The following is a 10,392-nucleotide window of genomic DNA, read 5'->3' as shown; positions in this document are numbered from 1 at the left end:
CAGTCCACCTGGAACTACCACGCACAATTGAAGATTGCTGAGTGCCTGTTCCACATGGAGCGCTACGAAGAGGCGGAAAAGCGGTTCCGCGCCACCATTAAGGTCAACCCGGACGTCACCCACAAATGGGAAGCTTATTCCTATCTTGCCCGGCTCGACGATCTGCGGATGAACTACGACGATGCCCTAAATAAATTCAAAAAAATAATTGAAAAGGGAAGCGATGAGCAATTGCTGGAACACGCCCGGCAATCAATAGAAATCATAGTTGAAGATAAGCTGACCAAGCAGCAATTGCTCAATCTGAACCGCGTGCTGGGAGCGGAATACCCGGGTGACCTGATTCTAAAACGGCTCATCCAGATTTACCGGAACGAGCGGGATATCGGCAATTACCAGGTTGCGTTGGAAAATTTCATCGTGCGGTTCCCGGATCATGGATTCAGTGAAGAGGCGAGATTGGCCTTGCAGGGGCTTCGGGACCAGGAGGAAAACGGAATTCGCATCGGCGTGGTATTGCCCTTGTCCGGTCAACGCGCCCTTGTTGGGCAGCAGGTTTTGCAGGGCATTCAATTGGCCTACAGCCAGTTCAGTGCCGCGAATAAACAGCAGATTAAATTGGAAGTAAGGGATTCCGGTCTGGGGCGTGATGCAACGGCAGTGGTGGAAGAACTGGCTCGCGATCCCAATGTTGTCGGCATTGTCGGGCCGATCCTGAGCTGGGAAATTCAGAGTATCATCCCGATTCTGGAAAAATACAGGATGCCGGTATTTTCCCCGACGGCCTCGACAAGCGGCCTTGCTGATTTGAGCCCGTTCGTCTTCCGGAATGCGCTCACCAAAGAGCTTCAGGCACGGTTTCTCGCCCGGTATGCGGTGAACCACCTGAATCTGTATCGCCTCGCGGTTCTGTATCCCACGGAATATTATGGTGAGATCCTGCGGGAAGATTTTGAGCGGGAAGTGCGGGCCCTCGGCGGTGAAATTGTCACCTCCATTTCGTATGACCGCAAACAGAACGACTTTCGTGAGCAGATCCTTAATCTGGGCGGGGTCCCCGATGATCGCTTGAAATGGATGGTTAACCGATTTTTGCGCCGTGGAGCCAAACCTCCACACCTCAATGACAAGGGAAACATTTCCCGGCCCATCATTGATGGTGGTCTTTTTTCTGGGAGCGGTTCCGAGGGGTTGAAGGTTGCACTGGAAGTCAATTACGATGCCATTTTCATTCCCGGGTTTTACGACAAGGTGGGGTTGATGATCCCCCAGTTTGCGTTTTACAACATCGAAAATGTTTTGTTTCTTGGGGCCAACGGGTGGAACTCGCCGGAACTGATAGAGATGGCAAGGCATTACCTGAACTCGGTATTGTTTGTGGATGGCTTTTTCCCTGAAGGAAAGGACCCGGGGACCAAAAAGTTTGTCGAAGATTTTGAAAAGCGGTTTGGCTCCAAGCCGACTGTACTCTCCGCCCAGGCGTACGACGCGGCAAATATTTTATTTCAGGCTGTTTTGCAAGGGGGATTCAACCGGCTTGAAATTCTGAAGCATCTGTCCGGAATTGAAAACTATCATGGTGTGTCCGGGGTCACCACCATGCTTCCCTCCGGCGACACGGACCGGAGTCTTGTAAAACTGAGTGTGCGGGAAGGCAGGATCGTTCCCGTGAACGGGCCCAACCCGCCTTTGGATTAAAAGTTGTCGTTGCCCAGGATTGCTTCCATCTCTCCCGCCTTCATCGGCAAATTGTCCCGCAAAAACATTTCAAGCCGGGCTTTTGGATCGTCGAAACTGGCAGCGTTTCCCGTTTCCGGGTTGACCTTCATGTAAACCACCTCGTCACTCACCGGGAAGCTTTTCACCGGCTTGCCCGCCAGCGCTTCCTGCATGAACTGCAACCAGATGGGGATAGCCGCGCGTGATCCGGTTTCGTTGACCCCCATCGGTTCGTCGCGGTCCTTACCCACCCAGACGCCCGTTACCAACTCCGGGGAATAGCCCATGAACCAGGCATCGATATAGTTGTTGGTGGTGCCGGTCTTGCCCGCAATGGGTCGGTTTAGAACCCTCACTTTCTTCCCGGTACCGTTGTCCACAACGCTTTTCATCAGGTCGGTGACAATGGCCGCGAGGCCCGACGAGATCACCTGCTGGGTCTGTGTCTCTGCGTAATAAATGGCGTCGCCCTGTCGATTGTTGATGAAGCGGATTGGAACCGGCTCGATTCGCCGGCCCTGATTGGCGAAAACAGCGTAAGCCTTGACCAGTTCATAGAGGGTGACGCCCGAAGAGCCCAGAGCGATGGACAAATTGTTGGCCATGGAACTGTCTATGCCCAGGCGCCGGGCCACTTCAACGGCTTTTGGCACCCCGGTGTGCTGCAAAAGTTTGATGGTCACCACGTTGCGCGAATGCGTGAGCGCGGTGCGAAGCGAAGTCGGCCCGTAAAACTTTTCGGAAAAATTAACCGGTTTCCATTTGTCAAAAGTATCTTCTTTTTCTTTAAAGATAATGGGTGAATCGATGACAATGCTGGCGGGCGTGTAACCGTCCTCTATGGCCGCCGCGAAAATGATGGGTTTGAATGCGGACCCTGGCTGGCGCACCGCCTGCGTGGCGCGGTTGAACTGGCTTTTTTTGAAGTCGTAACCGCCGACCATTGCCTTGATGTGGCCGTTGGTGGGGTCCAGGCTGATGAGACCGGCCTGCACTTCCGGTTCCTGTTCAAGGCTGAGGTTCCATTCGCTCGCGCTTTGTTTCTGGCCCAGTTTCGCCAGGATAACGTCGCCAATGGAAAGTGCATGACGTGCGTTCTTAATCCGGGACCAGCGGATATCGAGCCGCGTGTTGGGTTCACGCGCCCAGTCCATGTCCTCAAGTTCGATGATGCCTTGTGCCCCGCCCAGGTACACGTTGGCATGATCCTGGCGCACCCGCGTGACCACCCCGTGAATGATGTTGCCTTCAAAGAATAAACCTTTTTCTTCGTCAACCAGATCAGCTTCTTCATTCAGTTTGGTGAGAAGGGCGTCTACCGATTCACGGTGGGTGAGGTCGGCCACACGCTGGATCGGGCCCCGAAAACCGAACCGCTTGTCCGCTTCGCGCAGCCCGTCACGCACCGCTTTTTGCGCGGCGACCTGGCTGCGGTAATTGAGGGTGGTATAGATTTTCAGGCCGTCTCGGTACAGTTTGTTGGTACCGTATTTTTCCTGAATGAACTGTCGGATGTATTCAACAAAATAGGGGGCCTTGTTGACCGGGTCCGCGACCTGCCCAAGCTTCACCTCTTCCGCCAGCGCCTGTTCCTTTTCCTGTTCGGTAATGAAACCGTTGTGCGCCATACGTCGGATGGCGTGGTTTCTGCGGTTGACCGATTTTTCCAGGTTTTTATAGGGTGAGTAATGGTTGGGTGCTTTGGGCAGGCCCGCGATCAGGGCGCACTCGGCGATGGTGAGTTCCTTAACCGGCTTGCCGAAATAAGTCCGCGCGGCCGCCTCCACGCCATAACTTCCATGGCCGTAATAAATCTGGTTGAGGTACATCTCAAGGATTTCATCCTTGGTGAACACCAGTTCCATGCGGATGGCCAGAATGGCTTCCCGGATTTTTCGTTCCAGGCTGCGTTCGAAAGATAAAAACAGCGTTTTGGATAGCTGCTGGGTGATGGTGCTGCCGCCTTCCACCACGTGCCCGGCCTGAAAGTTTTTGATCATCGCGCGGATGATGGCTTTTGGGTCGATGCCGAAATGGTAGTAGAAGTTTGAGTCCTCGACCGCCAACGTGGCCTGTTTGAGGTGGGTCGGGATGTCCTTCAACGGCGCGAGGATTCGTTTTTCAATATAAAACTCCGCGATCAATTCATCATTGTCGGAGTAAACGCGGGAGATGGTGCTGGGTTGGTAATCCTTGAGTTGGCGTACGTCCGGCAGCCCCTGGGAATATTTAAAGTAAATGAACCCGGCGGCGGCAAACCCGATCAGGAGACCGAACAACGTGAGACCAAGAAACGAGAGCAGGAGCATGCGCTTCCATCCACCCCCCGACTTTCTAGGGGTGCGGAGGTTGCGTGGAGCGCGTTGAGGGTTCTGTTTTTTTAGAAATTTTTTGTTTGTCATTCAGGTCAGGGAGTGGTCTCCCTGTTCCAAGCAGGAAAGGCTCACATCCGGCCTTCTTCGAGGTCGATCAACTCCGCCCAGCTCGTGATGTCGTCGCGGTTGCGGGCGATTGAATACAGAATGTTTTTGAATTTTTCGCGCGCCTCGTCGTTTTCCGGCGATGCGTTCAGGATGGCTTCGTTGATTTTCTCGAAATCCCGGCGAGACTTGTCCTGCACGAGATACTCGACCCACTCCTCCATCGTGGCTTCGGGAAACGACGCGGCTTTGTCCATGAAGGTATCGGAATCCACATTCAGGAACTCCAGAATCATTTTATCGAGAGGGCAGGGGTAGATGTACTCCCCCAGCGTATTTTTTTTGCAAGCGCGGGCTTTGTCGATCATGCGCGGGACATGGACGAGCCCTGCAAGCCGTTGCCTTGGACTTCTTGGATACTTCGCGGTTAAATTCATAAAAGTACGTTTGAAGGTTGTGTGAGCCGCGGGGATGAAACCGTGGGTGTGACTGGGATCAATCCAAACGAACGCGGTTCAGGTTCTTAAAATAGCTGGCTTGCTTTATCGCCGCAGCGCCTTCCGGGCCGAGGTCGTTGCGGAACAGGTCGAGCGTGTTGAGGCTGGCGAAGTTTTCCGAGGCGGCCAGATACCGCGCACCTTCTTCTCCAATCTGGTTGAACTTCATCACCAGTTGCTCGAGATTGGAAACATTCCCTGAGTGGGCCAGGTGTTTGGCCCCTTCAGCGGTGATCTTGTTCGATTTCAGGTTCAATACTCTCAGATTTTTGATGTGGGGGCTTTCCGCCAGCGCGGCCACCCCTTCATCGCCGATCTCATTGTCACCCAACTCGAGTTTGATGACCTGGCCCAGTTGTTCCATTTGCGCCAGGGCCTTGGCTCCTTCATCACCCAGTCGGCGGTTTTCCAAGTCCAAGGTATCGCCGTTGATGAAATTCTTTGCAAACAAATCTTCCAAATCCATATTATTTCAAACCTCTAGCTAATGGCGAACATCTAATCCACAAGTTTATTTAATTTTTGGAACCCGATCAAGGGGCAAGGCGGTTTTGCCGGGAAAAGTTGCGATCCCTCCCGGTACTCTCCAATAAGCTCCTTGATTTCCCGTCTGCTACCTCAATATCAACTTATCAGGTTTCCATGAGCCGCAATCCTGTTAAATCCGCTGTTTCCTACCATCAGCGGACCAAACACCATTTCTACAATCTGGCCAAAGGCCCGGGGCATCTGGATTGGGCGACGCAACCCAACCCGTTTCGCAGGTACGAAGATGCGCCGTTGATATATTTGCCTCCGATTGTTTCCGACGACTCCGCCCCTTATCACAAAATTTTTGAAGAGAACGCCATTGCACCGCGCCCGCTCAATGCAGATTCCCTTTCGCATTTTTTCGAATTGTCGCTGGCCATCTCGGCGTGGAAGCAGGCGGGCGACAATCGCTGGGCATTGCGCAGCAATCCGTCCAGCGGAAATCTGCACCCCACGGAAGGCTATGGGGTGCTCAATGCGATGGAGGGCATCGGCGACGCTCCGGGAGTTTACCACTACGCGCCTAAAGAACACGGGCTGGAAAGGCGTGCCGAACTGGATGGGGAAACGTTTCGTTCATTGCTCGCAAATTTTCCAGATGGGACTTTTCTCGCGGGACTGACTTCGATTCACTGGCGGGAAGCATGGAAGTACGGCGAACGCGCATTCCGTTATTGCCAGCATGACATCGGCCACGCGCTGGGCGCCTATCGCATTGCCGCTGCAGTACTTGGATGGAAACTGGTTCTCCTTGAGGAAATGGACGATGCCGCCATTGCGGGGTTGTTTGGGCTTGATCGCGAAGCCGATTACAGGGAGGCCGAGCGCGAACATCCAGACCTGGTGGCGGCGGTGCTCACGCAACCGGGTGAGTTTCCGAAGACAAGGCGTCTTCCGGCTGAGGCGATTCAGGCGGTGCGCCGGGCGAATTGGCGCGGACGCGCCAACCGGCTCAGTCCGGATCACCGCGACTGGCCGGTCATCGATGAAGTTGCCGAATCCACCTTGAAACCCGATTCCGGAAGGTGGGAACAGGTTCCCCCGTTTGCCGCCAGCCATGATTGGTTGAATGCGGAACTCCCTCTGCGCCAAAAGCGCATCACCGCGCGGCAGATCATCCGCCAGCGCCGCAGTGCGGTCGCCTTCGACGGCCGGACCGGCATGACGCGCGATGCGTTTTTCAATACCCTGGCACACACGATACAGCCCATTCCCGCCGACGCGGTGCCGTGGAAACCCTCAATTCATTTTTGTCTGTACGTCCACCGTGTGGAAGACCTGCCGTCGGGGATTTATTTCTTCGTGCGGGAGCCCGGTCAGCTGCAACGGCTGAAAGAAAGCACCGATCCTGCCTTTCTCTGGCAACAACCGGAGGGCTGTCCCGAAAACCTGCCGCTGTACCTGCTCAAGGAAATGAACATACAGCGAGAAGCGGCGCAGGTGAGCTGCACCCAGGAGATCGCCGGACAAAGTACGTTCAGCCTGGGCATGATCGCCGAGTTTCATGACTCTCTTGAGCAACAGGGCGGATGGTATTACCGTCGACTGTTCTGGGAGGCTGGGATGGTGGGACAGATGCTGTATCTCGCCGCCGAGTTCATGGGCCTGCGGGCCACCGGCATCGGTTGCTATTTTGACGATCCCGTGCATGAAATCCTTCGCCTTCGCGGCAATGCGTACCAGAGCCTGTATCATTTCACCATCGGCGGTGCGGTGGACGACAAACGGCTCACCACACACCCTGCCTACCCGTGGTCGTGCGACCTGGTGGAAAGCCGGTTCGATGCGCGCGAGGGCGGCGCGGAGACCGACGCCTGCGCCGGGCGCACCCGTCCCCTTCCTGATGCAGGGTGCAGGGACTGGAACGGAAGGCGGGTGAGCCGTCTGGGACTGGGATTGAAATCCTTCGGGCGGATTCAACATCAGCACATGGAGGCCATCGACGCTTTTCTCGAAAGCCCCTTAAACGTTGTTGAAACCTCGCCTGATTTTTCGGAAGGGGAAGACCAGATTGTTTTAGGGGATACGCTTAACCGCCGACTGAATGCCGGCGGAAAGGGCGCGGAGGGGCTATTTATCATCACCGCCGTGGGTTTAGCGAAGGGGCGCCATCACCGCCTTTTGCAGGACCTCGAATCCCGCGGTCGCGCGGTGCCGGATGTGATTCCGCTGGGCGATGGCCGTGCGTTCTGCATGCACCCGGAATTTTTGAGGGACCAGATTGACCGTTCCATCCGCCGCACCGGCCTGCCACAACTGGACCTGGTGATCCTGCGCTTGCCGGAAGAAGAATTGCCGGAGTTGGATGAGGAAGCCATTCGGTGGCAGGTGCGCCGCGCCTTTCTTTATTTGCACGAGGAATGCGAACGCGGACGAATTTCCGGGTTTGGCATTTCTTGTCCCGACTGGCTGGAAATCAAGCCCCGGTGGAGTGGCTTCACACTGGAGACCGTACACGCGGAGAATGAGGGCTTGCCTGGATTTCAAGCAATCGAGTTTTCCGCCAATTTCATTCATGATCGGGCGGTTGCGGGAAGCGGAAAAGGTCCGTCGTTGGTGGAACGCGCAAAGTCTCTGGGACTCAAAACCATTGCAGGCAGGCCCTACCGTGCGGTTGTGGAAGGGGAGGGTGTGTTGCTCATCGATTACCCGGAAAGCGAATCCGGAAACCGCGGACAAAAATGGGACTGGTTGCTGGACGAGCTGAAAGAATTGGAAACGCGCATTCACCTGAACAGCATGGCCGATGGGCGGAATTTGAAAGAAGTGCTGGAACAGGCCAGTATTCCTTCGCCGTTCAAGTTCCGTGACCTTCTCGAACCGGTACGAAATTTCCTTCCCGAAAGCACCCGGCAATTGAACGAAGTGCTCGATAACATCCGGCAGGTTTATTTCCGCGCCCGGTCACTTGGCGAACAGATCGTGCAGGCCCGCCTGTGGGATCCCGTCAGCTTCGATGAAATGTTCGATACCGCTGAGCAATATGTCGATTGGATTTCGCAGGATTTAAAGATTCGGTTTCAGCAGGAATCGAACTCCAGAATCAAGTCTCTTCGGGAACGTTATTTTCCCGGTTCGCCCGAGGCGATCCCTTTGCAGGTGCTGGGAGTGAAATGGCTTCTGGACCGGGGAGTGGATATTGTGCTGTCGGGTATGACCCGCCGGGAATATGTCGCCGAAGCGTGCCGTCTTTTAAACGCCTTCGACAACTCCTGATCCCGACATGGTCAGGAAGAAGGACTTTGGTTTACCTGTAGTTGGGTGATTCCGGATGAACCACGGTCTAGAAAATGTTTTAATTCGGGCATGGAAAATGATAGGCTTTTTTATAACCGTAAACCCAAAATTTTTGTGGGAGATTAGGAATATGAGAAAACTGCTGGTCAGTTTGGTTATCGCTTTCGTGATGATGATCCCCTTCTCGGCCATGGCGGATGAAGGTCCCATGAAATTGCCTGACAGTGCGCCTGAAAGCGCCAAAATGCACAATCAGGAAGGCATCAAACATTGGAATCAGGGGCATTACGATGTTGCCTTCAAGCATTTTGAAGAGTCCGCCGGCATCGATGCATCCAACGGTGAAATTCATTTCAACGAAGCCATCGCATTGGACAAAATGGGTCAGCATGGCAAAGCCACCATGCATTTTAAAGCGGCCAAATCCCGCGCCAATGGCAACCAGGCCATCATCAACTCCCCGATTCTGAACGCCCATATTGGTGGGTGACGCAAAACGAAGCGTGATCGGGAACTCCTCAATTAGGCAGAAGTCCTTGTAAAAAAAGGACTTCTGCTTTTTTTTGGTTGAGATTCCGGATTCTCGATTTCCAAGTGCGGGTGGTTTAGTTGGTGTCTGTGGTTATGCTATAATTCCTACAGCATCTCCCCTGAGTGCCAGTGCCCGTCAGGGTCCTAAAATTTTCTTTTAAAGAGGTTTTTATGATGGGGATCGGTTTTCCAGAGTTGATGGTGATCCTGGTGATCATCATGATCATTTTCGGCGCCGGCAAGTTGCCGGAGATCGGCAGTGCCTTTGGCAACAGCATTCGTAATTTCAAAAAGTCGATGAAGGAAGCGGAAGAGGGAGAGGACAAAGAAAATGAAACCGCCGCCGTGCCGGAGGGCGCACCATCGGCCCCCGCCCAAGTGGAGGGAACTCCCGGGCTTCAACCGTCTGCCCAGAACACGGCCACCACGGCTCCCTCGGGACAATCTTCGTCCCAGCCTGTGACCGCACAGGCCACCGGCACCGACCAGCAGTCGGGACAGACCCCCGCACCGAATACCAAGAAAAAAGATAAACCGAAAGACGAAGCCGAGAAGATGATCGAGGATGCGATCAATGAATTGAAAGAAAAACGCATTGATACGATTAAAACGAAGCACGACGGACTCGTTCAGCAGTCAGACGTGTTCACCGAATCCCTGAAACGAACGCCCTTCGGGCGCGGTCGTGATCGCGGGGTTTCACGCGATGTATTCTAAGATGTAAGGGAATCCGTTTTCACAACGGCCATCCGGTCACTCGTTGAGTGCCACCGGTTGGCCGTTTTTTTTCAGGGTTGCTCTGAGGATTCTGCCGGGATTCGCATGGGTTTGAATGCGGCACTTCCGCCCAGCAGGAGGCCGAGCCCGATCCAGATCAATTCGCGGATGCGTCGCACCAGAGACACCGCGAGCCCGAGCGGGCCGCTCATGCCCATCGACATGAAAATCACCACCAGCCCCGCCTCCTGCGCCCCCAGGCTGACGGGTATGAAGAAACTGCCCACCCGCACCAGTTGCAGGATCGCCTCGATGGTCCACAACTCCATCCAGCTCAACTCGACGCCCAGAAAGTAAAGCGTGAAGTAGAGTTCGATCACCCCCGCCACCCAGCCCAGCCAGCCGTACCAGATGGATTTGAAGCAGAGCGTGTGGTGTTCGCGGTAATACCCCGACATCATATTGCAGAGTTGAAGCAGGTGATCGACCGCCGGGCGCGCCTCGCTTTTGGGAAAGGTTCGGTCGAACCAGCCCACCAGAATGCTCAGGCATCCGGTGGTCTGGAACAGCAGGAACAGGATGATGAGGACAGAAAAGGTGATGAGCCCGGCGGCGCTGCCGTTTTTAAAGGTTTCGTCGATGCCGTCCGTCAGAAACAAAAAGACGGTGCCGGGAATCATGAACAAGAGGAGGCTCAGCATCAGCGTGGTGCGCGCCACCACCTGCGAGGCGAGACCCTG

At 54.7% G+C, this 10,392-nt stretch carries 8 protein-coding genes; 4 read left to right on the top strand and 4 right to left on the bottom strand.

All coding sequences use genetic code 11. The annotated features are described in order from the left end of the window. Positions 1 to 1,698 (top strand): penicillin-binding protein activator (locus tag TX82_RS12060; protein ID WP_052338267.1); only part of this gene is annotated, 1,698 nt, incomplete at its 5' end. Here the strand turns inward: TX82_RS12060 and TX82_RS12055 are convergent. The 3 genes from TX82_RS12055 to TX82_RS12045 form a co-directional block, all read right to left on the bottom strand. Next, positions 1,695 to 4,028: a penicillin-binding protein 1A gene (locus TX82_RS12055; protein WP_005010970.1), complete on the bottom strand. Its 2,334-nt coding sequence runs from the start codon at positions 4,026 to 4,028 to the stop codon at positions 1,695 to 1,697. The two genes, TX82_RS12060 and TX82_RS12055, sit on opposite strands and share 4 nt — an antisense overlap. Positions 4,029 to 4,162: 134 nt before the next feature. Continuing rightward, positions 4,163 to 4,576: a DUF5069 domain-containing protein gene (locus TX82_RS12050; RefSeq protein WP_042251194.1), complete on the bottom strand. Its 414-nt coding sequence runs from the start codon at positions 4,574 to 4,576 to the stop codon at positions 4,163 to 4,165. Positions 4,577 to 4,634: 58 nt separating this feature from the next. Next, the gene (locus tag TX82_RS12045) at positions 4,635 to 5,102 is read right to left on the bottom strand and encodes a leucine-rich repeat domain-containing protein (RefSeq protein WP_005010964.1); all 468 of its coding nucleotides are present in this window, start codon (positions 5,100 to 5,102) and stop codon (positions 4,635 to 4,637) included. A gap of 176 nt (positions 5,103 to 5,278) precedes the next feature. Here TX82_RS12045 and TX82_RS16050 point away from each other — a divergent pair, with 176 nt between their 5' ends. From TX82_RS16050 to TX82_RS17065, 3 genes are all read left to right on the top strand, one after another. After that, positions 5,279 to 8,383: a hypothetical protein gene (locus tag TX82_RS16050; RefSeq protein ID WP_005010961.1), complete on the top strand. Its 3,105-nt coding sequence runs from the start codon at positions 5,279 to 5,281 to the stop codon at positions 8,381 to 8,383. A 151-nt stretch (positions 8,384 to 8,534) separates the two neighbouring features. Then, positions 8,535 to 8,894, top strand: coding sequence for a tetratricopeptide repeat protein (locus TX82_RS12035; RefSeq protein WP_005010958.1), 360 nt, complete (start codon positions 8,535 to 8,537; stop codon positions 8,892 to 8,894). A gap of 212 nt (positions 8,895 to 9,106) precedes the next feature. Next, positions 9,107 to 9,652 (top strand): twin-arginine translocase TatA/TatE family subunit, encoded by a 546-nt coding sequence (locus tag TX82_RS17065; RefSeq protein WP_005010957.1) that lies wholly within the window; start codon positions 9,107 to 9,109, stop codon positions 9,650 to 9,652. Positions 9,653 to 9,723: 71 nt separating this feature from the next. Here the strand turns inward: TX82_RS17065 and TX82_RS12025 are convergent. Beyond that, a partial coding sequence (locus tag TX82_RS12025; RefSeq protein ID WP_042251192.1) for a lysylphosphatidylglycerol synthase domain-containing protein occupies positions 9,724 to 10,392 on the bottom strand: 669 nt, incomplete at its 5' end.

The sequence above is a fragment of the Nitrospina gracilis 3/211 genome (assembly GCF_000341545.2).
Lineage (GTDB): Bacteria > Nitrospinota > Nitrospinia > Nitrospinales > Nitrospinaceae > Nitrospina > Nitrospina gracilis.
Note: the sequence above shows the minus strand (reverse complement) of the source record. Positions and strands in the feature narration are given on the sequence as shown.

Excerpts from the sequence above, each read along its gene's own strand:
- TX82_RS12055 (WP_005010970.1), bottom strand. The coding sequence starts at position 4,028 with ATGCTCCTGCTCTCGTTTCTTGGTCTCACGTTGTTCGGTCTCCTGATC.
- TX82_RS12050 (WP_042251194.1), bottom strand. The coding sequence starts at position 4,576 with ATGAATTTAACCGCGAAGTATCCAAGAAGTCCAAGGCAACGGCTTGCA.
- TX82_RS12045 (WP_005010964.1), bottom strand. The coding sequence starts at position 5,102 with ATGGATTTGGAAGATTTGTTTGCAAAGAATTTCATCAACGGCGATACC.
- TX82_RS16050 (WP_005010961.1), top strand. The coding sequence starts at position 5,279 with ATGAGCCGCAATCCTGTTAAATCCGCTGTTTCCTACCATCAGCGGACC.
- TX82_RS12035 (WP_005010958.1), top strand. The coding sequence starts at position 8,535 with ATGAGAAAACTGCTGGTCAGTTTGGTTATCGCTTTCGTGATGATGATC.
- TX82_RS17065 (WP_005010957.1), top strand. The coding sequence starts at position 9,107 with ATGATGGGGATCGGTTTTCCAGAGTTGATGGTGATCCTGGTGATCATC.